At 58.4% G+C, this 24,412-nt stretch carries 23 protein-coding genes and 1 pseudogene; 10 read left to right on the plus strand and 14 right to left on the minus strand.

Annotation, left to right across the window (positions count from 1 at the left end):
• Window positions 1–304, plus strand: a pseudogene (locus CJ255_RS14395) (IS66 family transposase); the annotation flags it as partial.
• 63 nt (window positions 305–367) lie between these two features.
• Here the strand turns inward: CJ255_RS14395 and CJ255_RS14400 are convergent.
• The 5 genes from CJ255_RS14400 to CJ255_RS14420 form a co-directional block, all read right to left on the minus strand.
• Window positions 368–1,228: an arsenate reductase/protein-tyrosine-phosphatase family protein gene (locus tag CJ255_RS14400; protein WP_097644798.1), complete on the minus strand. Its 861-nt coding sequence runs from the start codon at window positions 1,226–1,228 to the stop codon at window positions 368–370.
• A gap of 4 nt (window positions 1,229–1,232) precedes the next feature.
• Window positions 1,233–2,687, minus strand: a complete 1,455-nt coding sequence (locus tag CJ255_RS14405; RefSeq protein WP_097644799.1) for a hypothetical protein — start codon at window positions 2,685–2,687, stop codon at window positions 1,233–1,235.
• Window positions 2,688–2,843: 156 nt separating this feature from the next.
• Window positions 2,844–4,175, minus strand: a complete 1,332-nt coding sequence (gene dnaB / locus CJ255_RS14410; protein ID WP_165774721.1) for a replicative DNA helicase — start codon at window positions 4,173–4,175, stop codon at window positions 2,844–2,846.
• A 68-nt stretch (window positions 4,176–4,243) separates the two neighbouring features.
• On the minus strand, window positions 4,244–4,738 hold the full coding sequence (rplI, locus tag CJ255_RS14415; protein ID WP_097644801.1) for a 50S ribosomal protein L9: 495 nt from the start codon (window positions 4,736–4,738) through the stop codon (window positions 4,244–4,246).
• Window positions 4,739–4,922: 184 nt separating this feature from the next.
• Window positions 4,923–5,420, minus strand: a complete 498-nt coding sequence (locus CJ255_RS14420) for a hypothetical protein (RefSeq protein ID WP_165774722.1) — start codon at window positions 5,418–5,420, stop codon at window positions 4,923–4,925.
• Between the two features lie 310 nt (window positions 5,421–5,730).
• Between CJ255_RS14420 and rpsF the strand changes: the two genes are divergently transcribed.
• The 4 genes from rpsF to CJ255_RS14440 all read left to right on the plus strand — a co-directional run bounded on the left by rpsF (window position 5,731) and on the right by CJ255_RS14440 (window position 9,167).
• Entirely contained in the window at window positions 5,731–6,135 is a 405-nt protein-coding gene (rpsF, locus tag CJ255_RS14425) for a 30S ribosomal protein S6 (protein ID WP_245863449.1), read from the plus strand.
• A gap of 28 nt (window positions 6,136–6,163) precedes the next feature.
• Complete coding sequence (locus tag CJ255_RS14430) at window positions 6,164–6,622, plus strand: single-stranded DNA-binding protein (RefSeq protein WP_097644804.1); 459 nt, start codon at window positions 6,164–6,166, stop codon at window positions 6,620–6,622.
• 88 nt (window positions 6,623–6,710) lie between these two features.
• The gene (locus CJ255_RS14435; RefSeq protein WP_097644805.1) at window positions 6,711–8,201 is read left to right on the plus strand and encodes a peptidylprolyl isomerase; all 1,491 of its coding nucleotides are present in this window, start codon (window positions 6,711–6,713) and stop codon (window positions 8,199–8,201) included.
• Window positions 8,202–8,261: 60 nt separating this feature from the next.
• Complete coding sequence (locus tag CJ255_RS14440) at window positions 8,262–9,167, plus strand: PH domain-containing protein (protein WP_097644806.1); 906 nt, start codon at window positions 8,262–8,264, stop codon at window positions 9,165–9,167.
• Between the two features lie 139 nt (window positions 9,168–9,306).
• On the opposite strand, the gene CJ255_RS14445 is transcribed toward CJ255_RS14440, so the two are convergent.
• Window positions 9,307–10,032 (minus strand): YggS family pyridoxal phosphate-dependent enzyme, encoded by a 726-nt coding sequence (locus tag CJ255_RS14445; RefSeq protein WP_097644807.1) that lies wholly within the window; start codon window positions 10,030–10,032, stop codon window positions 9,307–9,309.
• Window positions 10,033–10,345: 313 nt separating this feature from the next.
• Between CJ255_RS14445 and CJ255_RS14450 the strand changes: the two genes are divergently transcribed.
• The 3 genes from CJ255_RS14450 (at window position 10,346) to CJ255_RS14460 (ending at window position 13,136) form a co-directional block, all read left to right on the plus strand.
• Window positions 10,346–11,827 (plus strand): DUF2357 domain-containing protein, encoded by a 1,482-nt coding sequence (locus CJ255_RS14450; RefSeq protein ID WP_097644808.1) that lies wholly within the window; start codon window positions 10,346–10,348, stop codon window positions 11,825–11,827.
• A gap of 132 nt (window positions 11,828–11,959) precedes the next feature.
• Entirely contained in the window at window positions 11,960–12,211 is a 252-nt protein-coding gene (locus CJ255_RS14455; protein ID WP_124681947.1) for a hypothetical protein, read from the plus strand.
• Window positions 12,212–12,275: 64 nt separating this feature from the next.
• Window positions 12,276–13,136 (plus strand): pentapeptide repeat-containing protein, encoded by an 861-nt coding sequence (locus tag CJ255_RS14460; protein ID WP_097644810.1) that lies wholly within the window; start codon window positions 12,276–12,278, stop codon window positions 13,134–13,136.
• A gap of 91 nt (window positions 13,137–13,227) precedes the next feature.
• Here the strand turns inward: CJ255_RS14460 and CJ255_RS14465 are convergent, their stop codons facing one another.
• From CJ255_RS14465 to CJ255_RS14495, 7 genes are all read right to left on the minus strand, one after another.
• Entirely contained in the window at window positions 13,228–13,890 is a 663-nt protein-coding gene (locus tag CJ255_RS14465) for a DUF3226 domain-containing protein (protein ID WP_097644811.1), read from the minus strand.
• A 2-nt stretch (window positions 13,891–13,892) separates the two neighbouring features.
• Complete coding sequence (locus tag CJ255_RS14470; protein ID WP_097644812.1) at window positions 13,893–14,957, minus strand: AAA family ATPase; 1,065 nt, start codon at window positions 14,955–14,957, stop codon at window positions 13,893–13,895.
• 102 nt (window positions 14,958–15,059) lie between these two features.
• Window positions 15,060–16,532, minus strand: coding sequence for a cobyric acid synthase (locus CJ255_RS14475; RefSeq protein WP_097644813.1), 1,473 nt, complete (start codon window positions 16,530–16,532; stop codon window positions 15,060–15,062).
• 151 nt (window positions 16,533–16,683) lie between these two features.
• Window positions 16,684–17,154, minus strand: a complete 471-nt coding sequence (locus tag CJ255_RS14480) for a CvpA family protein (RefSeq protein ID WP_097644814.1) — start codon at window positions 17,152–17,154, stop codon at window positions 16,684–16,686.
• A gap of 242 nt (window positions 17,155–17,396) precedes the next feature.
• Window positions 17,397–18,293, minus strand: a complete 897-nt coding sequence (locus CJ255_RS14485; RefSeq protein ID WP_097644815.1) for an MBL fold metallo-hydrolase — start codon at window positions 18,291–18,293, stop codon at window positions 17,397–17,399.
• A gap of 15 nt (window positions 18,294–18,308) precedes the next feature.
• A complete protein-coding gene (locus tag CJ255_RS14490; RefSeq protein WP_097644816.1) occupies window positions 18,309–19,502 on the minus strand; it encodes a PSP1 domain-containing protein in 1,194 nt (397 codons plus the stop codon).
• 2 nt (window positions 19,503–19,504) lie between these two features.
• Window positions 19,505–21,013, minus strand: a complete 1,509-nt coding sequence (locus tag CJ255_RS14495; protein WP_097644817.1) for an adenylate/guanylate cyclase domain-containing protein — start codon at window positions 21,011–21,013, stop codon at window positions 19,505–19,507.
• Between the two features lie 224 nt (window positions 21,014–21,237).
• On the opposite strand from CJ255_RS14495, the gene CJ255_RS14500 reads away from it, so the two are divergent.
• Together CJ255_RS14500 and CJ255_RS14505 are read left to right on the plus strand one after the other, a co-directional pair.
• The gene (locus CJ255_RS14500) at window positions 21,238–22,245 is read left to right on the plus strand and encodes a Gfo/Idh/MocA family protein (protein WP_097644818.1); all 1,008 of its coding nucleotides are present in this window, start codon (window positions 21,238–21,240) and stop codon (window positions 22,243–22,245) included.
• Window positions 22,246–22,518: 273 nt separating this feature from the next.
• Window positions 22,519–22,803: an HU family DNA-binding protein gene (locus CJ255_RS14505; protein WP_097644819.1), complete on the plus strand. Its 285-nt coding sequence runs from the start codon at window positions 22,519–22,521 to the stop codon at window positions 22,801–22,803.
• A 204-nt stretch (window positions 22,804–23,007) separates the two neighbouring features.
• Here CJ255_RS14505 and CJ255_RS14510 read toward each other — a convergent pair whose 3' ends face one another.
• The gene (locus CJ255_RS14510) at window positions 23,008–24,342 is read right to left on the minus strand and encodes a polysaccharide deacetylase (RefSeq protein ID WP_097644820.1); all 1,335 of its coding nucleotides are present in this window, start codon (window positions 24,340–24,342) and stop codon (window positions 23,008–23,010) included.
• Between the last annotated feature and the right edge of the window lie 70 nt (window positions 24,343–24,412).

A 24,412-nucleotide genomic window follows, 5' to 3' on the forward strand; every position in this document is an offset into this window, starting at 1 on the left:
GTTGGCAGTCTTGAAGCATCCCGACATTCCTCTGCATAACAATGACATGGAACTGGCGGCTCGTCGCCGGGTGCGGAAACGCGACGCTTCGGCAAGCTCAGCGCATCGTGTCAGCTTCGACCCCCAATCGCGGGCGGGTGCGCGGGCCTGGGATACCTTCCAAACCTTGGCAGCCACGGCGGCCAAACTCGGCGTGGGGTTCTTTCACTATCTCCACGACCGGATCGTCACGCCTGCGACCACGCCGACCTTAGCCGAGCGCATAGTCCAACGGGCTGGTGTCGCCATGCCATCGGCGGCCTGATCCAGCGGTTTTGGAGAGGATACTTCATTGGGACGCAATGTTCGACAATCTGCAATCTGCAATCTACAAACGGCCCATAGCCTGACTAAGTGCCTCAAGCTCGGAGGCACCAATGCTGCCCTCAAGCCGCTGAAAGGCCGTGTGTAACACCTGGGCTTGGGTCGGGGTGACGCTTGTGGCGCAGGATTCCAGCATGACGCGCAGGGTGGCCAGGTAGGGCCGCGCCAGGGTGTTTGTGGGTAGCGTGGTTTCGAGTGCATCCAAGCTGCTTTGGAGATGAGCGTAGGTTATCGTCCAGTCGAGGCATGTAGGTAGGCAACTGGCCACTTCGAGCAGCAGCAGGGCTTGGCTGAGGGGGGGCGCAGCAGGCGGCATGGCCGCTGTGCTCTGCTCTGCACTGGGGGCCGCTTGAGAGATCGGGGGGGGGGCTGGAGTTGTCTCCTGCGGCGGCTCGCTCGTCAAAGGATTGCCCAGCAACTCAAGCAGACGCGGCATGCCCGCCGTAAGCAGGCCATTGATCTCGTGGGCGTAATGAACCCACGCGCCCACCTGCATGCGAAAGGGATCGGGGATGTCGCGGGCGCTCCCGGCCAATTCCCCCAAGGTATGGATTGAGGCACGCGGAAAGCGGGCCCGAACCACCCGTGCGACCCCCGATTCGACGGCGATCATAAGCCGCGCTTGGGCAACGAGTTCATCGTTGAGCGAACGGGCGCGGTGGGCCATAATCTCGAGCCCAAAGACTAGCATCGCCGCTTTGGCCTCCGATTCGGGCGGATCATCGTCATGGCCCAGGATTCCCGCCGAAGCGACGGTATAGTCGAGCCCGCGCTGGGCCAGTTGGCGCTGCAACAGGGCTACGGTCATGGGTGCTCGCCCGGTATCGGCGGCACCAACAATGAGGATCGTCTCTTCGTTGTGCATCAAGCTAATCCTTCCGCTGGTGAGCCATACTTGCCACAGCTACAAACCATGCAATCATACCTTGATTATACAGGTAGGGCCATAACACGGGGTTGAAGACGGTAAAGAGCAGCAGTGTGGGCGCAACATGGGCTGCCACCCGACGTGGGCTAGGTTGCTGGTACCAAAACCAGAGCAGCACTGCGATTACGAGGCTGAACTGAATCGGTTTTAACCAAAAGGCGAGATCACGGCGCCAAAAGACCCCAGCGAAGCCTACCATAGAGGCCCAGATGTGGTCCATCTCCCAACGTAGCCGTGGAAAAGCATCGAGATCGTTGAACCAGTACCAGACCCCATAGCGAAACATGGGGCCATCCCAGAGCAGAAAGGGCACAAGGCAGAGCGCAGCGGTCAGTGCGGCCCCCACGGCGATGCGGAGGCTCGCAACCAAGCCGTGGCTATGCCAGCGGGCCAGCAGCACAAAGGGCCAAAGCAGCGCGGCAAAGGGCGAGGCAGCACTACCAAGCCCCAGTGTCAGTGCGGTTGCGCGGGGCCGCTCGTGCAGCACCAAGGCCAGCGTCAGCGCCAAGAGCGCCCACCAGATCGGTGTGGTGGTGGTGAGCGCCCAGTTGAGGCTGCTCGGCTGGAGGAAGAGCCATGCCCAGAGTAGCGGCAGCAGGCCAATTGGTTGGGCTTGGGCATTTGGCGTGCGTACCAGCCTATAGATCACGCCGCCCACCACGAGTTCGGCCACAAGATTGGTAAGGCGCAGATCGAGCCCCAGCAGATCAGCGGGCAGATAGGCCAACCAGGTCACGGGGAGGTAGGTCAGCGGTAGCTCCCAGGGCATCAGATAGAGCGCATAGGGACTCTGGCCAGTATAGAGGTTCGCAAGAGCCTGTTGCACCAACGGCAGCATATCGCTCTGCAGCGGGTCAAGGGGTATCTGCTGGATCGCAAGTAGTCGCGTGCCAACACCAAGCCCAAGCGCAAGCCCAAGGGTCAGGGCAGGGCGCAACGGGCGCACGACGAGCATGCCTAAGCCGCATGCACCCGCCCCAAACCAGAGGTAGTGCCAGCCCGAAACGGTGGGCAGCAAAAAATTGAGGACATTATGGGCGGTGGCAAGCCAAGCCCCCAAGATCACGAGGGTAAGCAGGCGCAAGGTCGTGCTGCTAATACCCATATGATCAAGACCGCGAGAGCCCATGGGGACGCCATGTTCGGTAATCTGCAATCTGCAATCTACCATCGTAAGTGGATGGTGCCACGCAGCCCCGGCGAGCATCGCGCCCGCACTCGCCACTAGCAGCATCCCTGCCGCCAGCGCCCACTTCTGCCCCATCAGCCAGCCTAAACCATAGACATGCAGCGTACCACTGACGTCCAAGAGGAACATCAGCAGAATAAGCAACCCGTAGGGATAGCCGATAGCCGATAGCTGATAGCCGATAGCCGATAGCCGATAGCGGAGCATGGCATCTCGATGCACTTTTGAGGTTATTGATAATAAGAAGGAACGCAACCAAGTTGCGGTGTCTTCGCCCCCTCTCCCACTTGTGGGAGAGGGGGAAGGGGGGTGAGGGCCAAAGAGCGCATCCTCATCTCGGCCTTTCGCTCTTTCGCCTATCCCTCAAAATCCCTCTGGCGCACGGTAGCGTTCAAGGTTTTGGAAGCGCGTCGTGTTCGCCTCAAAGCGCAAGGGGATGATGCCAAGGGGCCCATTGCGATGTTTCGCAATATGGATCTCAGCAATACCCTTCTTATCGGTCTCTTTATCGTAGAGTTCTTCGCGGTAAATGAACATCACAATATCGGCGTCCTGCTCGATACTCCCGCTCTCACGCAGGTCGCTGAGCATCGGCACATGGCTCTGGCGGCCCTCAACGGCACGCGAGAGCTGCGAGAGGGCAATGACGGGAATATTGAGTTCGCGGGCGAGAGCCTTCAGCCCACGGCTAATCTCACCAACCTCATTGACGCGGCTATCATTGCGGCGCCCCGACATAAGTTGGAGGTAGTCAATCACCAGCAGGTTGCAGCCCGACTCGGCGGCGAGGCGGCGCGCCTTGGAGCGCACCTCGGTGATACTGAGGCCGGGGGTATCTTCGATGTAGATCGGCAACTCGGAGAGGACACCCATGCCATCGAAGGCGAGGTTGAGCTCATCGCCGCGTAGGTTGCCGGTCCGCAGGCGTTGCATATCAATCCCGGTATGCATGGCCAGAATACGCTGCACCAATTGGTCGCGGCTCATCTCAAGGCTAAAGACGCCTACCGTAGCGCGGTTGAGCATGGCCACATTGTAGGCCAACGAGAGCGCCAAGCTGGTTTTGCCAGCACTGGGCCGTGCAGCAAGAATAATCAGATCGGAGTTTTGCAAACCGCCAGTGAGCGCATCAAGATCGTTATAGCCAGTAGCAACACCCGCCACTTCACCCCGGCGCTCTTGGAGTGCCTCAATCTGGTTGAAGAGCGTATTAACAATCTGGCTAATCGGGACAAAATCTTGGGTACTACGCCGATGTGAGACGGTAAAGAGCTCGCTCTCGGCCTTATCGAGGGTCACATCGAGCTCTTCGGCCTCGTTGTAGCCCATGGCTGCAATGCGCCCCCCGGCCTCAATCAGGCGGCGCAGGACAGCGGTACGCTCCACATTGCGGGCGTAGTACTCGATATGGACAGCGGTGGGCACCTCAGTGACCAACTCGCCCAGGAAGGCAATCCCGCCCACGAGGTCGAGTCGTTCTTGGCGGCGCAACTCAGCAGCGACCGTTGCAAGATCGGGCGGTTCGCGGCGGTTATAGCAGGCGAGCATCGCCTCATAGATCAGGGCGTGCTTTTCGAGGTAAAAGAACTCAGGCAAAAGCCACGCGGCAATTGCAATAATCGCCTCGCGTTCCAGCAGAATCGATCCGAGGGTAGCCCGCTCGGCTTGGAGATCATAGGGTACGGAACGTTCCACAGGTAGGGCAAGACCCCACAGGTCGCAGCGACCTGTGAGGTCTTGGGAAGAGTACGGGGCGGCCCCGACTACTCAGCGGCAACAGTTTCAGCAGGCTCAGGCGTGCTGCTGGGGCCATCTTCACCATGGACAACCACGGTCAACGTGGGCATAATTCCAGGGGCGAGGCGAACCGTGATTTCGTGGCTTCCGGCGCGCTTAATCGGCTCATCGAGCTCAATCTTACGCCGATCAAACTCAAGTGCAAGCTGTTCGCTCAGGCGCTCAGCAATGTCGGCACTGGTCACCGAGCCATAGAGCCGATCTTGCTCACCCACCTTAGCCTCAAAGTTCAGCGTCAGGCCACTGATACGGGCAGCTAGAGCCTCTGCGTCCTTGCGTGCAGCCTCATTACGCTTCCGCTGGGCCGCGAGGCGTTCTTCAGCCTGCTTAATCTGGCCACGGGTGGCCAGCACGGCAAAGCCCTTGGGAATCAGATAATTGCGCCCAAAACCACCAGAAACATCTTTGAGTTCCCCTGCCTTGCCCAGGTGTTCAACATCCTGAACCAGCAGGATTTTCATCTTCTTTGCAGCCACTGAGGTACCCCCTACATCGAACAACACAATATTTCACAGATATGTTGGGCGAGGGCACAGCATGTACTGGCCCCCCGACATAAGCAACGGCGGGTATGATACCATGGGCTGCTACGGGCGTCAATGCCTTGAACCATCCCTTAGCCCAAAATAGCTTCATGGCTCACAGCTAACGCCTACGCCCCAGTAGACTAGGGCCAAAGAGCACTGCGGCAATCAGTAGGCTAGCGATGATCATCATCACCGGCAACCAAGGGATGTCCATATCTACATTGGAGACATCACTGATGCCATTGGCAATCGGTATGCCCGGGCCAAGCGCGGCAATATCGTTGCTGGCGTTGGCCAGAGGGGTTGTGCGGGTGCAACTGCTGGTTGTAAGTTCTACCCCTTCCACCACCGCGTAGACGAGGTAGCTCGTGCCGTGCTCGAAGGGGTAACCACAATTGGCACTGCCACTCGGCGTGAGCAGAGTCACTTGGGGTTGTTCAGGCCCCTTCCAAACCTCGTGCAGATCAAAGGTCATCATCAGGCTTGCGCCTTCGTCGGCTGGGTTCCCGACAATCGTGTGGACACGACCAGCAAAGACGAGGGCTGCTTGGCTGTGGGCCTCAAGTGGGTTGGGTAGGGGCTCGCAGCTACAGGCGTGAGCAATCTGGGGTGTCAACGCGAAAACTAGTGTAAGAACTATGAGGGTAAAACGTAGCAATGGAACAAGCCTTCCTTGAGATGCTGTCAGAGAATGTCGGTCGCTACGAGGATGCGATAGCTTTGCCGCCTCGCCTCACGCATCCCCCATACTTATGGTAGCACATTGCGTCCAACCCATACCCATGCTATAATCCCGCGTTGGTATGAGTCGGGCGCCGCGCCCCTGCTTGGCGCGGCCTTCTGTTTCTTTCTGTTCCGCCACGGTGCCTAGCTCGCGCCGCTAGGCTTGATACGCCCTGAGCGGGACATCACCAGAGGAGGATCAAGTGCGCGAACGTCAACGTCCACGTGAGTATGAGATTGTCTTTGTGGTTAGCACCCTCGTTGCCAACGATGAGGGCATCGCGGCGGTACTTGAACGCCTGCGTCAGACGATTGAGCATCATGGCGGTGAGGTTGGGGCAATTAACCACGCAGCCCCTTGGGGCCGCCGTAAGCTGGCCTACCCCATTCGTGAATATGTCAGTGGTGAAGCGAGTCGACGTAATTTTACCGAAGGCTTCTATGTGCTGATGAACTTTAAGCTTGATGCTGCGAAGGTGATTGAACTTGAGCGCACCATTAAGCTGACCGATACCATCCTGCGTTACCTGATTACGGTGATTGAGCAGAAGGGTGGTAGCGCTACTGCCGATGCTGCCGAACCTGTGGCTGAAACGAGTGAGGCGTGATCGCTCCCAAGAGCGGAGGGTTGATAGTATGGCGCGTGATCTGAATAAAGTAATGCTGATTGGTCGCCTGGGGATTGACCCGGAGATGCGGTATACGCCGACGGGCAGTGCGGTGACGACCTTTCGGGTTGCAGTGGGGCGTCAGTGGCGTGATAGCAATGGCGATAACCGCGAGGAGACGGAGTGGTTTAGTGTTGTAGCTTGGAATAAGTTAGCTGAAATCTGTAATCAGTATCTTACCAAAGGCACTCGCGTCTATATCGAGGGGCGTCTGCAAACTCGCTCGTGGGAAGATCAGCAGACGGGCCAGACACGCTACAAGACTGAAGTGATCGCGTCTGATATGATTATCCTCGATAGCCGTGAGGGCCGTGCCCCCCGCGAGGTTGATGATTATGGCGCCCCTCCGCGTGATGCTTCACGCTCTTCCCGTGGTGCTGTGCCCCCACCGCCGCCCGATATTGGCGATGAGGATATTCCGTTTTAGTTTGCGTAACCAAGGTGTCCTTGGTGCTGTAGCACTGAACCCCTAGTACCTATGGTTTTCTCTGCATCCCTGAATACATTGTAGGAGTATGGCAGATACATCGAAGAAACCAAAACCAGCCGCGCCACCGAGTGGCCCGGCTGGCAATCCCCAATCACCCCGGCGCAAGGCGGCTCATAAGCTGCTTGAGGAACAACGGCAACGCTTGGTGCTGCTGATTACCGGCGTGGTGATTGGAGTGGCCCTGCTGCTGATTGGTGGTGGCTTGATCTATGAGCGCATCTGGATCCCAAGTCGCCCAGTGGCAAGTGTGGGCACGGCAACGCTTACTCGTGGCGATTATTGGGAAGAACGCCGTTTGGGCTATGCCCGCGATATTGTGCAGAACTTCCAGTTGTTGGTGCTGCTGGCTGGGAATCCTGAGTTTACGCAGCAGTTTCAGGGTCAAGCGCCCTTTATCAATCGTCAGATTGCTAATCTGCGCCGGGCCGAGCTTGAGGAGGGTTTCCTCGAACAATGGGAAGTGCGTCAGTTGCTTACCCAAGGGGCCGCTGCCGCTGGCGTTGTGGTGAATCAGGATGAGGTGGTGCAGGCGATTACCGCTGATCTTGATGCGCTCTTTTTGCCTGATGGCGCTGACCCTGAATTGCCCCTTGACCTCGAAGCACCGCTCGATCCTGAAGCGCCGCTCGATCCCGAAGCACCGCTCGATCCTGAAGCGCCGCTCGATCCTGAAGCACTACCGATTGAGCCTGCGCCAATGCCGACACCGCGCCCGACCCTTGAGCCGGTTGCGGCCCGTGAGCGGCTGGATCTGATCATTGATGAACTCTACCGCCGCTTTGAGATTGAATTGGCCGCCATTGGTGATCGTGCCAACCTCAGTAAGGCCGATTTTCGCGTTGCGCTGATTGAGCAGTACCGCGAACAACTCTTGGTTGATCGCCTTCAGGAAGCTTTGGTGCCTGAAGAGGACTTTGCCTTTAGTGAAGAGCCAACACGGATCAGCGCCCGCCAAATCTTTGTTGCGGTTGAGGTGGAGGAAGGGGCCGATGCTGATGCCGCCTTTGCTGCCGCCCTTCCCCGCGCTGAAGAGCTGCATGCCGAGTTGCGTGATGGTATCGATTTTGCCACCTTGGCTGCCGTGCAATCGGACGACCTTGGCTCGCGTGAGCAGGGAGGCAATTTGGGCTATTTTGACCAAGATGGCCAGGCGCAGAATGGTGCGACCTATCCGCCTGAATTGGTCGAGGCGGCCTTTGCCCTGCCTGAAGGAGCCTTGAGTGAGCCGATCCGTACTATGTTTGGGTGGCATGTAATTGAAGTGCTGGATCGTGAGATTCCCTCGCGTGAAGCGCAATTGCGTGAAGCACGCACGGAGAGCTTTGATGCGTGGCTCGAAGAGCAGCGGACGCAGTTGCGAGTGCAGCGCTTCCCCCAACCGCCAGCCACAAGTACGCCGATGCCCACGATAGAAGCCCCCGCACTTGAGCCGACCTTTGTGCCCGGCCCACCAACCCCCTTCCCCATTGATGATCCGTTCCCAGACGAGGGCTTTGAAGTACCAAGTCTGCCCTAAAGGGGATGAGCGGGTTGTTGGGAGAGCTAGGCTCTCCCAACAACCCGCTCCCATACACCTATGCGACGTTGGAAGCCAAAAGTTACATGGCGCTTCGGGGCCGCGCTGGCGACGCTGCTGGTTGCTGCCGTTGGGCTCGTTGTGGTGCTGTTGCCCTTGAGCGACCTGTGGAGCCTTGCGTTGGCGGCGTGGCCCTATGATGGGGCGCTCTTTTGGCGTGGGTTGGCGGTCTTGGTTTTGGCGCTTGTGACTGCTGTGATGGCCTATCGCGTGGCGGCAACCCTGACTCTGGCCTATACGATGGACCGCAATGGCTTGTATATCAATTGGTTGGGCAACCGTATGGTGGTGCCGATCCATTTGATTGAGCAGGTTGATCGTGGTTTAGGTGCGTTACAGAGCGAGCTGCGGCCTGCTCTCGGTTTGGGCTACCTGCATGGTGCGGTGCGTCTGGCTGATGGGCAGACGCTGCACCGCTTTACGACCCAGCCGTTGAGTCATGCGCTGGTGGTGCGTACCGCGCAGGCGCGCTATGCGCTTTCGCCCAAAGATGCCGATGCGTTCTTGCAAGAGCTTGAACAGCGGCGGCGCATGGGTCCGATCCAGCAACTCAACCCTGGTTTCGAGGCGGGGCGCATCTTCTCCTATGCCTTCTGGGAGGATCAGATAGTGCAGGCGGCGCTGCTGGTGGCTGCACTGATCAATCTGGCCCTCGTGGGCTGGTTGATGCATGCTATTCCCACGCTACCCGCGTTGATCGATTTGCAGCGTGATGCCACTGGCACGCTGGTGCAGAGCCACCAGATCCTCTTCTTTCCTTTGGCTGGCCTCGCCCTTGCACTCTTCAATCTGGGGCTGGGCGTGGCGCTCTTTAGCCGTTCGCCTGTAGGCGCACGCCTATTGCAGGTGGGTACCGTGCTGGTGCAACTGCTCTTCAGTGTGGCGGCGCTTACGCTCTTGTGGTAGCACTTAGGGAAGCAGAAATTGTTACGTGTCCCAGCAGCCTGTCATGCTGAATAGTTCATGGTTCACGACCACCGTAGTGCCGACTTTAGTCGGCTGAGGTCTTTGCCATCAATGGGAAGCCGACTAAAGTCGGCACTACCTACTGCCTACCTCCTAAAATCGCACGCCCCAAGCGCACAATCGTAGCCCCTTCGCTAATGGCGACCGTGAAATCGTCACTCATGCCCATTGAGAGTTCGCGCCAGGTGGCTTGTGGAAAGCAGCGGGCTAGTTCGTCCCGCAACTCGCGGAGGGTGCGGAAGTGGGGCCGTGCCGCTTCTGGGTCGTCTGCTAGCGGGGCGATGGTCATAAGGCCATGGACAGCAAGGCTCGGCAGGGCAACGATGCGTTCAAGTTCGGGCAGCAGCGCTTCGAGAGCGGGCCGGTTGCTCGCCCCGCCAGCGAGGGTGAAGCCCTCTTTGCTCGCTTCGCCGCTCACATTGAACTGCAAGAGGATCGGTAGCCGCTGACCACTGGGCACATGGCGGGCTAGGGCTTCAGCGAGGCGCAGGCTATCTACCGAGTGGACGAGTCCGAAATGGGTGGCCGCCAGGCGGGCCTTGTTGCGCTGCAGGTGGCCAATCAGGTGCCAGCGCGGCGCCGGTGTAAGCTCGGCGAGCGCATTGATCTTGTTCAGCGCCTCTTGGACGCGGTTTTCACCGAGATCGCGGGCACCCGCCGCCACGGCTGCGGCAACTAATGCAGGCGGGTGAGTTTTGGTCACCACCACGAGGGTGACGCTGGCCGGATCGCGGCCCGCTTGCTGGGCGGCGTTGGCAATGCGCTCGTGGATACTATTGAGCTTGGTGGCTATGGTTGATGACATGGCGGTATGGTACCATACTACAACTAGGTAGATTTTCGGGGAGGGCGAAGCAAGAGCCACGTCAAAGTTGTTGGGGCTACGTCGCCGCAAAAGAACGCAAAGAAACGCGAAAAAGCTGTGATGCTTTCGCCCCTCTCCCACAACGTGGGAGAGGCGGTGCCCGGTTGGTGAGCCTGTCGAACCAGAGCTTGCCGAAGGGGGTAGGGGGTGAGGGCCATCCAGGGCATCCCAAAGCCCTATCCGTGACTTTAGGAACCATAATTCTGTCCGCCCCCGCCGGAGGTAACTTTAGCTGAAAGACGATAGCATACGTATGGCTTGTTTTGCGCTACAGATCAATGGCAGACCCCTGGCGCAGCACGAACCATTGGTTGAGGGGACGTTGGTGGAGTTTGCTGGGGTGCCACCAAAGGGGGCCGCCTTGCACCTGTGCGTGGCCGGGGTGCCGCTCGAGCCCTTTTTGCGCCCCACTGATGCCTGCTGGTATTGGCGCTGGCAGGTTCCTCATGCCGCTGGTCACTATGCGGTGCAGGTGCTGGCGACATGGCCCAATCGGGCGAGTGAGCAGGTGCAGGTGCAGCTTGAGGTGCTACCGCGTAAGCTCGCTGAGACGCAGTATGCGCTGTTGCTCGCTGATCTGCAAGCGGTGGGGCCAGCGCTGCTCTTTGCACTTCAGGGAGCTACGCTGGGCGGGCGCTTGGAGCGGGCGATGGATGCTCCGCCGCCTACTCCCGCCGAGCAACTTCAGAGCCTCTTTGGGGCTGAATTGGCTCAACTTGAAGCGGCGATACTGCGTTTGGCGCGGCGTCCACCTGAGTTGCAGCGAGCCCCGCCACGCTTGGTTGCGCCGGGAGAGTTGCGCGATTTTTCGCTGCTACACCAAGCTCAAGCATCCCCGGCTTCGCTGGAGGCTCTGCCGGAGGCACAGGCTGTGCCGAGTTATGTGAGCTATGAGACACAACTGTTGCGCCGCTTGCTCGAGGCGTTGTGGCAGCGTTTGGCACAACTTGAGCAGCAGGTAGCGGCCCAGCCTGCGTTGCTGAGCCAGGTACAGCAGGCCCGCACGCGCCTCGTGCGCCTGCGCGACCAGCCCTTTTTGGCGGGGGTGCCGCCACTGGCCAACGATCGCGGGGCGAGCCAACGGCTGCGTTACGACCCAGAGTACCGCGTAGTTTATCGCTACTGGCGGCGGCTACGCGAGCGCCCACTGCTCACCTGGGATGCCGCAACGCTCCAGTTGCCGTTGGCCTCCCTGCCGCGCCTGTATGAACGCTGGTGCCTGCTGCGCGTAGCCCTGAGCTTGCTTGCACTCCCAGGCTGGCAGGTAGAACAACAGACACTCCTGCATGCTCATGGTGAGGCTTGGTGCTTGGGGCTGCCTGAAGATCGCCCATTGCTGCGGCTGCGCCACCCCGATGGCAGCGTCTACCTGTTGCGCTACCAGGTGCGCTACACGCCCACAAGTAGCCCCTTCTGCTCCCTGGATCGCCACAGCCGGATCCCTGACATAGTGGTAGAACGGTGGCCCACCGACGGGCCGGGGAGTCTACTGGTGCTGGATGCCAAATACCGTCTCGATGCGGCTGGTGGGCTGCCTGAAGCAGCCCTCGCCGATGCCTATAGCTACTTGGGAGCGTTGGGGCGGCCCGAGGGCAGCCGGGCCTGCTTAGGGGTAGCCCTGCTCTACCCGGGCCGTGGTGCGGCGCTCTGCTATGCCAGTGGGGTGGCGGCCCTGCCCCTGCTGCCGGGTGAAGGCTTGGAGGGGCTGAGGGAGTGGTTATGTCAATTTTGGTAAGGGGGTAGGGTTACGCCTTCGATTGCACGCACCCACCTGCACGTTCTACCAGAGCCCAAGGCGCAAGCCCAACTCAACCACCTCCGGCGCTGCCAAACAAGGATGGCAGAAGCGCTTGGCTATAAAGAGACCATGCGTACACGCGCAGGTGAATGGGAGCGTGGTGATAGTAAGCCACCCGCAAGTCGGCGTGAACAGATGCTGCGCTATATGGCTGACACCTTGCGCTTACGCGATGAACCGGAACTCTTTCGATCCTATTGGGCCACCATTGCCTGTGAGTGGGGTTGGGCGGAACTCTCGCAGGCGGAGCAGAGAACGTTTCTCGCTTATTCAGTGGGCCAATCTCATGGCAGACCAAAGATGAGCTCGTGCGTGGCTTAATCAACTTTGATCGCTTATCGCCGATGAGTTATCGCGGCAGAAGCGCCATAAGCGCCGCGACTTCTTGATCCAGAGCCGTGAAGAGCGCATCAAGCTGCTTCAGGTCGTGGCTGGTGAGTTGTACCGTACTGGTGGGTATGGGATGCGCATCACGGCGATGCAAGAGGTACTAGGTAAGAGCTTTACCGAGCAGCAGCGCAGCGATCTGGAGGCATATGTACGTGATTTTATCGCATGCTCTTTTATGGTACGCAACGAGGATAGCTACCGTTTTTCGCACCGCTCCTTGCTGGAATATTTGGCGGCATCCCTGCTTGCATTAGAGATCAAGCATGATGCGCCTCATCTGCTGCGCGAAGTGCAGCTTACGCACGCGGTAAGTAATTGGTTAGTCGATATCTATCGCGCCCAGGATGCGGCGCAGTGGTTTACGACCCTATGGCAATGGATTGAGAGCACCAAGCGGCAGCCTGAAGCGAGCGCGCAATTCCTTGGTGGCAATGCTGTGAGCCTCCTGCTTGCCTTAGGCGCGCCTCTTGCCGGTCGGGACTTTAGCTATGCCTATCTCAAGGGGGGCCAGTTAGCAGACGCCAATTGCCAAGGGGCGATATTCGATCACTGTACCTTATGCGATGTTGATTTAATGAATGCAGTATTGGCAGATGCATGCTTTACTTCATCTCAATTCTACAGCGGGGACTTGACCGACGCACAGATAGAGGGAACCAATTTCCACTCTTGCCGCTTTGAGGGTGTTATCTGGTATTCAGCCCGTGTTGGTGCATTAAGGCTCTCGGGATCGGAGTTAAAATTGTATATAAAAAAACAGGAAATGTTTGCGGGTTCTATTGTTACTGAGGTGTGGTTTACGCGCCCTCGTGGGGGAGGGGGAGGGAGAAGTGGGATAAGATATGCATTCGCGTAGACCTCCTATGCTCTTGCGCTACACTCAACACCCGTTGGCGGCACTGTACTCCTCAGAGGTCACACCGTGGCAATTCATTGATATAACTCATCTATTCAACAACAGGCATAGGGAAGAGGCGACGAACCCAGGCGACGAATTTTTGGGCAACTGCTGCATTGGGGTCTAGGTAATGCTTGGTAATAGCCTGCCCAATTGGCTTGCCTGGTTCCGCTTGCCACGCGAGCCATGTGTGCATCTTAGCTTTCATCTCGTTATCACCAAAGCGCCGATCCTCTAGTGGAATTTCCTGTACCGCCTGGATCGCTCGCGGCCAAAGGTGATCGTTGGGAGGAATCAAGAGTTGGGCAAACTCCTCTAATGCACCTGGTAGTTGGTTATCCGGCATCATCCAGATACCGATGATTGGCTTTCCATCCTCGATCAGCAGTGTTCCATCAGCAACAGGAACGGAAGGTGTCGTTTGATAGCCTGCTCTCAGAAGCCGGTCACACAGCGCATGCCAACGCCAATCGGGATAACTGTCGGCGTCAAGCACGAGTCCAAGCCGTGGCTGCGGTTCTTCGCCGATCATTGTCTGGATGCGGAGGGGCAAGCTCTCTAAGATACGCTCAATACCATTGCCGTCTTCAATCGTTAGTCTACCAGGAAATGACCGCCTACGTTCAGCAATTGGCAGTCCATAACGACGGAGCAGGTGAAATACGGCATTGCTATCGTCTGATCCCTCCACAAGCAGCATCATACGGCCCATAATCAACGCACCTCAATATGGTCACGGGTGATAATGGCCATAGCCTGCTCAGCAAAATGCGAGGCAATAATGTCGTTGCCCTTACGTCCAAGTTTGATGATCTGACCCTCTTCAGGATGTTCATCTGCGGCGATCTGGAATGCTTCGATACAATCCCAACTGTGGGTGGTGGCAAATAGCTGTACATTGAGGCGCTGGGCAATGTGGAATATGATCTGCCATACCCTTGGTTGTATCGCGTAGTGCAGGCCGTTCTCGATCTCGTCAATAAGCAGAAGGCCATTTTTGGCATTAACTAAGGCTAAGATGATGGTAAAGAGGCGGTTCATTCCTTCACCAAGGCTACGCAAACGCACAGGTTCTGCAGTATCAGTGAGTTTCACAACCGCAGGGTATGCTCGCTCTGTCAGCAGATTGACGCGCTCAACTGCCGGTTCGATAAGCTGTAGTGCAACAATGACATCCGTCTCACGATCAGTGAGTGTGGTCGCGTTCCATAGGGAACTGATCTGATCAGGAGGCAGACCAGTTGTCGTCACATACTGGCATGGCCATCCTTGTGGTGGCTCGCGTAGCCAGAGCGCCGTCTGATCAAAGGTATAGGCTACTTGCGCCCCCTTACCGCGACGTACCAGCAGGCCGTTCATAATCCGTGGCCCCGCATGCTCGCCAATCCCCGCTTCAGTAGCATGTTGCCAGGAGACATCGAGTGTGAGTGTTGCAGGGACGTTGAGGATGTTGCCAATGCGAATGGCAGCAGGGGCATGATCGAGAACAATGCGTCCGTAGAATAGTTGGGCAATCGCAGTCACCTGATCGTTGATCGCCTCCACACTACTAGCTCTCTCGAATGGTGGACGTGTCCCTTCACCCCGCGCTTCCAACACATCCCAAATGGCAACAAAGGAGGCTTGACGGGCATAGAGATAGAGCGCCTCAAGCAGACTTGTTTTGCCAATGTTATTTTTACCGACTATGAGATTGACGCGACCCAAACGCTCGATCTGCAGGTGGCGAAAGGCGCGAAAGTTCTCTATCTCTAGCGAGTTCAGCAACAACTCACGCATAGCACTCCTCGCATAGCGATTCAGATACACGCATAGCAATAGCCTACAGCATGGGGGGCGATTTAGCAATGTTACGCCTTGTTCAAAATTTGGCGTTGCAATTTAGCACAACCCCTCAAACCACTCACCACTCCTGCTCGCCAACGCAGCCTCTACCGTGTCGGCGAGGCGCTCGTAGGGGTCGGGGGGGGGCGGGCTGGCGCTGGGGTTGGCTTGCCAGCCAAGGCTTTGTAGCCAGCCTTGGCGAAAGGCGTGGTTGGCGAAGATGCCGTGTAGATAACAGCCCCAGATGCGCCCGGCTTCGCGGTAGCATCCGTCGAAATGCTGGCTCGCCTGCTGGTCGCGGGTGGTGATGATGGCTACGGGGTTGATTTCGTCGCCATAGGTGCGGCCCATATGGATCTCGTAACCCTCAAGGGGTGCTGCGTTGGCCCAAGGGGTGCAGGCGCGCCCATGGACTTGTAGGGTACGTTTGCTCTGGCTGAAGCTCGTGTTGACCGGCAAAAGCCCCAAGCCAGCGGCATTACCACCACCGCCCTCGACCCCCTCCGGGTCGCTGATGCTGACTCCTAGCAGTTGGTAACCACCACAAATGCCCACGATGGCACCGGGGAAGCTGCGCAGCGCCGCATCGAAGCCGCGTTCGTGTAGCCAAGCGCGGGCGGCGAGGGTGTGCTTGGTGCCGGGCAGAATGACTGCACGAGCACCTGCAAGTTGCTCTGGCCGTTCGACGTAGCGCAGAGCGATGCCGGGTTCGCGGGCGAGCGGATCGAAATCGTCGAAGTTGGCAATCGCCGGGAGCTGCACGACCGCAATGGTTAGCCCTGCCGACGCTGGGGCCGCCTTGCGCTCAAGGGCGACGCCGTCCTCTTCGGCGAGGCCCAGATCGTGAATCCAGGGGATCACGCCGAGGACTGGCAGGCCCGCCCGCTGCTCAAGTATGCTGACGCCATCATGAAATAGAGCAGGATCGCCGCGAAAACGGTTGACCAGCATGCCCGCAATGAGCGCACGTTCGTCGGGTTCGAGCAGCATGAGCGTGCCGAGCAGTTGGGCAAAGATACCGCCACTATCAATGTCGCCAACGAGCAGGGTGCGGGCTTGGGCGTAGCTTGCGACGCGCATGTTGACCAGATCACGCGGCTTGAGGTTCAGTTCAACCGGACTACCGGCCCCTTCGGCGATGACAAGATCATAGCTGTTGCGGAGCGCATCAAGGTTGCGCGTCACCACCGCCCAGAGTTGATCCTTACGCTGCCAATAGTCGAGCGCATCAAGGCTCTGCCAAGGGCGGCCTTCAACAATAATTTGGCTGCGGCGTTGGCCTTCAGGCTTGATCAGGATCGGGTTCATGGCAACGGTGGGTAACACGCCCGCCGCCGCCGCCTGCACTGCCGTGCTGCGCCCAATCTCGCCGCCATCAGCGGTGACAGCGGCGTTATTGCTCATATTTTGGGCCTTAAAGGGGGCCACGCGCAACCCGCGCCGCTGCGCTATGCGGCAGAAGGCGGCCACTAAGACACTTTTGCCTACCGATGAGGCTGTGCCGAGTATCATGATGACTGGTGCTGGCATGAGGGTTTAGGGAACAGAGAACAGGGAACAGAGAACAGAGAACAGGGAACAGGGAACAGGGAGCAGAGAACAGGGAACAGGGAACAGAGAACAGAGAACAACCCTATTTCCTCTCTTCTCTATCCTATTTCCTATTTCCTCTCTCCTCAACTCAGATAAACGGCAAGACCCCACGAAACAACTCGCCTACGCGCAGCAGCGGTTCGGCGAGGCGTGAGTCGTCGATCGCAGTGCGCCAGAGGGGCAGGGGGAAGCTGACCATCACAACCACAAGGATAGCGCAGGCGATGCAGACTTGCAGCAGGCCCAACAGTCCGCCAAGGAGGTGATCGAGCCATCCAAGGAAGAGGAGGCCCACGAAGGTGTGCAGGATCGAGGCGATAAAACTGGCGATACTGCTCACCAACATAACTAGCCCTAAGAAGCCGAGGGCGCCGGCAACGACGGGATCGGTAACGAAAGAACTGAGCCAATCGGCTACATTATCACCATAGCGCCCCGCGATCATAATGCCAACGATGAGGCCCACCACCGCCAGCACTTGGCGAATGATGCCCCAATAGAGACCCAAGGTGAAGAAGAGGCCCATGACAAAGAGTATTGTAAGATCTAAACCATTCATAGGAGGAACAAAAGAACAGAAGAACAGGAGAACAGGAGAACAGGAGAACAGGAGAACAGGAGAACAGGAGAACAGGAGAACAGAAGAACAGAAGAACAGGGGTTTATTGCCACAAAAGAACGCAAAAGAACGTAAAAAACAGTGGTACCTTCGCCCCCTCTCCCACTTGTGGGAGAGGGGGAAGGGGGGGGAGGGCCATCCTGGGCTGTCCCAACCCCCCGCGAGCCAAAGTATGCCTCAGTTCAACCCTGGCGACGTTTGGTCTCATAGCGCAGCATCCCAGCGATGCTCATCTGGGACCAACTGCGGGCGACGAGGCCGCCGGGGCTGTCGGAGGGGTAGGGCAGCCAGCGGGCGGCGAGGGTGGCTACGTCCGATTCACCCGCGCTGATGGCACGGTCAATCAGATCAACGAGGGCATCAATCTGTTCACTGGCGCGTTGCAGTTGGAAGCTTACATTGCTGTGAGCGCCATAGTGGGTCAGGTAGATGGAGGGGAGATTGAGGCTCTGGATGTGGGCAATGGTGTTGCGTTGGGCTTGCAGATCGTAGGCGGGCGCGGGGGTTACGGGCAGGGCTAGGTCCCAGCGATCCATCACGAGACATGCGGCATCGCCCATGAAGAGGCCGCCGCTCTTGAGGTCGCGGTAGGCCAGGTGGTCGGGGGAGTGGCCGGGGGTGGCAATCGCTTCGAGCATTACATCACGCCCAAGGTCGAGGCGTAGTGCTTCGGCGGGGCGCATGCGCGCTTCAGGGATCGGCTTGAAGTCGCCGTGGAGCGGCCATGCCTCCTCGCCAACAGCGCGGCGTACACTGCTCATAAGCTTAGAGGGATCCACGAGGTGGGGCATGCTCATGCTGTGGATGTAGACGGAGGCGCGTGGCAGGGCGGCGGCAAGATAGCCAGCCCCACCAGAGTGATCCATGTGCAGGTGGGTGCAAATGATGTGGTCAACCGCTTCAGGTTGAATCGCCAACTGCGCGAGGCCAGCGAGGGTCTGGGGTACCGTGAGCGAGGTACCGGTCTCGATCAGGGCAATGCTTTCACCCCGCACAACATAGGTCACACCGACACCCGGCAAACCAAGCAGATTGTGGTCAATGGCGGTAATGTGATCGTCTACAGACAGCAGTTCCACGCGTTGGGGTCCTTTCTACTCTGTTTCGCTCCCACGGTTACTCCGGCGACGACGGCGGCGCGGTGGATGAGAGGGGGCGGTTGGCGCCGCCGGGGGTTGTGTTGGTTCGCTAGGATTCGGGCGCTCTTTGGGACCACGTTCGAGGCGTGGCGATACTTCGGATGGAGGGGCACTTGGGGGGCGCTGGCGGCTTTGGCGTGGGGTACGCCGCTCTTGGGGCGAGGGCGGTGGAGGCGGTGCATCGTGTTCGTCCCGATCTTCGAGCAGCTCTAGTTCGGGATCGAGATCATAGTAGTCAAGCTCATCACGCAGTTTGCGACGTTCGCCGCGTTCGGTTGAACGGGGCGTGCGTAGGGGTGGCGTGATGCCCTCAAGATTGCGCGCATGAGCAATGGCCGCGCCTGGATTGGTAGCAATCTCGATCTGGTTGAGATCGTAAAGCTCTTGCATGCCGCTACTGGCCAATTGGACAACCAGTTGTTGTTTGAGTACATTTTGGCTGATTACCTCACCGGGGCCATCAGGCGTCTGCACCCACGTCCCTTTGCGGGGCAGATCGGCACGCAAGGTCAAGTATTGCTCGTGTTCATAGGAGAGGCAGCAGAGCAGACGTCCACAGACCCCACTGATCTTGGTTGGATTGAGGGGCAATTCCTGATCCTTGGCCATCTTGATGCTGACGCGGGCATAATCGGGGAGGAAGGATGCACAGCAGAGCACGCGGCCACAGGGACCGATGCCGCCAAGCAGTTTGGCCTCATCACGCGGGCCAATCTGACGCAGTTCAATCCGGCTCTTGAAGGTACGGGCGAGGTCGCGCACCAGCATACGAAAATCTACACGCTTCTCGGCGGTGAAGTAGAAGGTCAGGCGCGAGCCATCAAAGCTATACTCGGCCTTGACCAGGTTCATGGGCAGGTCGTGTTCACGTACCTTCTCGGCGCAACGGGCCAGCACCTCTTGGTGGCGGGTCTGCAACACGCGCATGCGCTCAAAGTCGCCTGCTTCAGCACGACGCACAATCGCCTTCAACTCGCCAACGACCTCTTCGTCATTGACCTCACGTCGTTCGTGGGCGATGCGGGCCAACTCAAGGCCACGCACCGTCTCGACGATCACATAATCACCAAGATTGAGTTCCAATTCGCAAGGATCGAAGTAGTAGATTTTGCCACTATCTTTGAAACGGACACCAACTACGGTAGGCATAGTCAACTCATCACTTTGAAGGCTCGCACGCGCTGTTGCTTCCCCTTGAGTTGAAGTTCGCCCATCTCTTGGAGGGTAAAGCGGTCGTTCACGTGGGTTGCGGTATCTTGACCAATAAAGATAGCACCAGGTTCAGCGGCGCTTTCGAGACGCGAAGCGGTGTTAACTGTGTCACCAATGGCGGTATATTCGAGGCGATGGCGGGTACCAAAGAAGCCGGTGTAGGCCATGCCGGTATTCACACCGATGCGGATCGTAAAGGCTTTACTGGGCTCCCACTTGCTCACGAGCCGTTGTTGTGCGGCCTGCATCTCAAGGGCGGCGGCGACGGCACGAAAGGCGTGCTGGGTATCTTCGGGTTCATCGGGCAGGCGAGGGGCACCAAACACAGCCATGATACCATCTCCGATGTATTTGTCTACCGTACCGTTGTAGCGGAAGATGACATCGGTCATTTCGTGCAGATACTCATTGAGCAGATCCTGCACTTCGCGGGGTGAGAGCCGTTCGGAGAGGGCGGTGAAGCCTTTGACATCGGCAAAGAGCACGGTGACGGTCTGTTCTTGGGCTTCCCACAGTTTACCATGCTGGGCCACATAGCGGGCCAACGCTTTGGCCACATTGGGCGAGAGGAAGCGTTCAAGGTTTTTGCGGAGTTCACCTTGCTGGCGCAGTTCATCGGTAAGGCGGGCGCGTTCAATGGCGACGGCGGCAAAATTGGCGATGGCTACCACGAGGTCGCGGTCGCGTTCGCTAAACTGCTCACGCCCAGCCGAATCGAGCAGAATCACCCCAATGGCATTGCCCTGGAGCAGCAGCGGCGCACAGATCGCCGAGCGAATGTTGGCACTGATAATACTATTGGCACCAGCGAAATCCAGACGGGCATCGCGGGTCAAGACAGCTTCGCCCTCTTGCAGCGCCTTCGCAACAATGCTGCCAGAGATAGCGACATCGCCAGTACCAGCCGGTAGCACCACGCGGGGCACCAGTTCTTCGCCCTTACGCAGCAAAAGGAAGCCACGCTGGGCCGGAACGACGCGCAGCACCTCTTCCATCACCTGATCGAGGAGCTCGCGGTAGTCGAGGATCTGATTGATACGCATGCCAATCGCATAGAACTGCTGCAGATCCACCGTCTCTAGGTGCAACTCGTGGGTTTGCACCACGCGACCATCGGAGGCAATCGGAAAGTATTGGTTATCGTCAAGCACCACACTCTGGGCGGCACGATCCTCAAACTGGATCTCAAAGGGGCCAATGCCGATCAGATCGCCGTCACTGAGTTGCTCTTCTTTGATCCGTAGGCGATTGACGGTAACCCCATTGCGACTCTCGAGATCAATCAGCCAAGCTTGGCGGCCACGCATCTCCACCCGGGCATGCTTGCGCGAGACGATAGCATGGTTTAAGACAATCTCATTCTCAAGTTGACGCCCAATCGTCAAACCGTGTTCGGTAACCGCAAAGGAACAGAGCTCGCCATTGACAGTAAAAGTGAGGCGGGCCATAGGGCATACTCCTAGAGTGGTTATAGATGGTGTTAATCATAGCAGAGCGCACCCATAGCGGCAAGGGCATATCATGCCACATGTTGGAGGTTGTGGTAAAATCCCCTTTACCTCATCTTGCCCTTGAACATGCCCCATTATCAAGCACGCGAAAGCCCATTGGGACGCCATGTTCGGCAATCTACAATCTACAATCTACAATCGTAAAATAAGAAAGCATCCATATGCTCGGTATTGGTGTGATTGGCTATGGCTATTGGGGGCCCAATTTGGTGCGCAATTTTGCCCAGATTCAGGGGGTACGGGTTGCAGCGGTCTGCGATCAGCGCCCAGAACGACGCGCTCAGGTCGCCCAACTCTATCCCGCTGTGGCTACCTATGCGAGTGCACAGGAGTTGCTGGCCGATCCGAACGTAACTGCAGTTGCCATTGCAACTGCAGTGGAGTCCCATTTTGCCCTGGCGCAGCAGGCACTGATGGCCGGCAAGCATCTCTTTGTCGAAAAGCCCTTTACCACCACCGTGGCCGAGGCAGAGCAGTTGGTGGCTGAAGCCGCTTGTCGTGGGCTTACGCTGATGGTAGGCCATACGTTCATCTATACCAGTGCGGTGCGTAAAATCAAAGCCTTGCTGGATGACGGCACCCTGGGCACGCTCTACTACTACGATTCGGTACGGATCAATTTGGGCCTGTTTCAGCATGATGTCAATGTCCTCTGGGATCTGGCGGTGCATGACCTCTCCATTATGGACTATCTGATTGGCCACATGCCCAACTTGGTGGCGGCCACCGGTATGGCTCATGTGCCTGGGCGACCAGAGAACATGGCCTACTTGACCTGCTTCTTCCCTAATCAACTCTTGGCCCACTTCCATGTCAACTGGATGGCCCCAGTCAAGGTTCGTCGCACCATGATCGGCGGCTCCGAAAAGATGATTGTGTATGACGATATTGAGATGAGCGAGAAGATCAAGGTCTACGACAAGGGTATCATTGTCAGCGACGCAGAGAATGCGATCTACCAGCGTCATGTAGGCTACCGCACCGGCGACATGTGGGCCCCCCGTCTCGACAACATCGAGGCGCTCAAGCTGGAGACGGAACACTTCACCACCTGCATCCAGACCGGCCAAACGCCCCGCTCTGACGGCCAAGCCGGGCTGCGGGTGGTGCGTATCCTCGAAGCCGCCTCGCGCTCTATGGCCAACCACGGCCAGCCCGTAGCGCTCTGAAGCCGCCTCGCGCTCAATGGCCAACCCACGGCCAGCCTGTAGCACTGTAGGCTCGCTTAGTTCGCCTCACGCATCTTCGCAAGCAAGGGGGTATGGGTGGGAACCTGGTTCCCACCCATACCCCCGTTTCATGGCTTTCTAATGCGCTACAGCGCCCATGAGAAAGCATGTAGAAGCCGTTTAGGGCGTCAGAACGCGCAAGGGGGCTTGACAAGTGCGGTATACTGCGTCCCGAAGGGCAAAAGTCCAATTGCATGTAGGAGGACTGCACTGATGCAGAAGACCGATTTCATTAAGGCTGTCGCCGAAAAGGCGGGTGTTTCGCAGAAGGATACGAAGCTTGTCGTCGACTCGGCTTTGGAAGTTATCACCGAGCAGTTGGCAAAGGGCGAAAAGGTGACTCTGACCGGGTTCGGAACCTTCGAGGTACGCTCGCGCAAGGCACGTGAGGGGGTTAACCCTCAGACACGCGATAAGATCCAGATTCCGGCCACCAAGACGCCTGGCTTTAGCGCCAGTAGTACGCTCAAGGATCGGGTCAAGGACGAAGATGCGTGAGGCGGAGAGGCGAGGAGGCGAGGAGGCGAAGCTTTCGCCTCCTCGCGTCTCCGCCTCTCGCGTCTCCGCCTCTCGCGTCTCCGCCTCTCGCGTCTCCGCGTCTCCGCCTCTCGCGTCTCCGCGTCTCCGCGTCTCCGCCTCTCGCGTCTCCGCGTCTCCGCGTCTCCGTCTCTCCGCCTCTCGCGTCTCCGCGTCTCCGCCTCATCATGGAATCAAACGGGGCAAAGTCGGCGTTGGCAGGGCCGTTGGAACCACCTCAGCGCCATTGGGTAGCACCAGAATCTGGCTTACCATAAGGGCTAGAATAAGACCGGCGATCACCAAGAAGACGATTTGTGGTTTGATGCGCTGTCGGGATTCAGGGTTGGTAGGGGGCCGTTTGGCTGGCTTCCCCACTGTGGTTACGTCTACGACAAAGCTACGTGCTTTAGTCAGCGCCTGCTGGGCCGTGTGTTGCCAAGGCGCAGGATTTCGTCGTGAGCGCACCGGCGTACCCACAGGCGCGACCAACTCCTCAGGTTCCTCGGCGGTAGCTTGGTGGTGGCGTTGTGCCTGAGCGGGTTGCTCTTGCACAGGCATACTCACAAAGAGCCGTTCAGCGCCGGGTACCGCCCACAGCCGCGCAGCCCCCCAGGGCCCTTCACTCGCCTCAAGGGCCACGCGCCCATCGGTGACGGCCAGATCAATCGGATCGCCAGCCGCTAGGGCTTCGTAGCAGGGGCCACAGAAAGCCGCTGCTTGCCCATTATCGAGATCGCCCAAGGTAATCGTTGCCAACCCAAGCTTCTCATGCAGGGTGGCAGCCACACGCGCAAGTGCAGTCGCATCAGCCCCAAGATCGGCGGCAAGGGTCAAGAGCCGTAGATCACGATACTCTGCCAGCAGATTACTCAAGCCAGTACCATCAACCACCCGCCCAAAGCGTAGACGGGCACCACTGCCGCTACTGGTGGCATCGGCGGCCACCAAATGCAACGCGTGGCACGGTTCCTCTTCAAGTGCCTCGCGCAGACTCAGGGGATCAGTATCGCGCAGCAGATCAACCACAAGCCGCCCAGCGCGCACAGCGGGGGCCAGGGCGTGTCCCAGGGGCGCAGCGGCAGCTACAGCGGCTCCAGGCGCACAGGCAATCAGCAAGCGCACCGGGCCTGCTACAGGCAGCGTAGGGCGCGGACGGGTCTGCGGCTTAACCCGCATCAAAGCATAATCATCGCGCACTGCCGGACGCCACTGGGTCTGTTCACCTAGGCTCATCCATTCCCACGGCAATGCTGCCAATTCAGGTGCAGCGACCTCCAATTGGAGTTGCACCCGTGCAGCAGCCTCATCGGCCCCATGGGCTACATCAATCAACATTTGGCGCACAGGGGGCGGAAAGAGCAACTGACCTAGCATCACCCCGAGCGCATGGGGGTCGCTTGGTAGTGCTGGTAGCTCCAAGTGGCTCTCGGCCACGCGGCCAGCCGCTGCAACACGTAACCTATACCCAGCGGCATCATGCCCACTCACCACAAGCTGAAACGGAATAACCGACGCCACAATCCATTCCTATTTTTTTCGTTTGCATCGTGGGAGGGGTTTTCGGGGAGGGCTTCGCCCTCCCCAAACC

The organism is Candidatus Viridilinea mediisalina (assembly GCF_002532535.1).
Taxonomy (GTDB): domain Bacteria; phylum Chloroflexota; class Chloroflexia; order Chloroflexales; family Chloroflexaceae; genus Viridilinea; species Viridilinea mediisalina.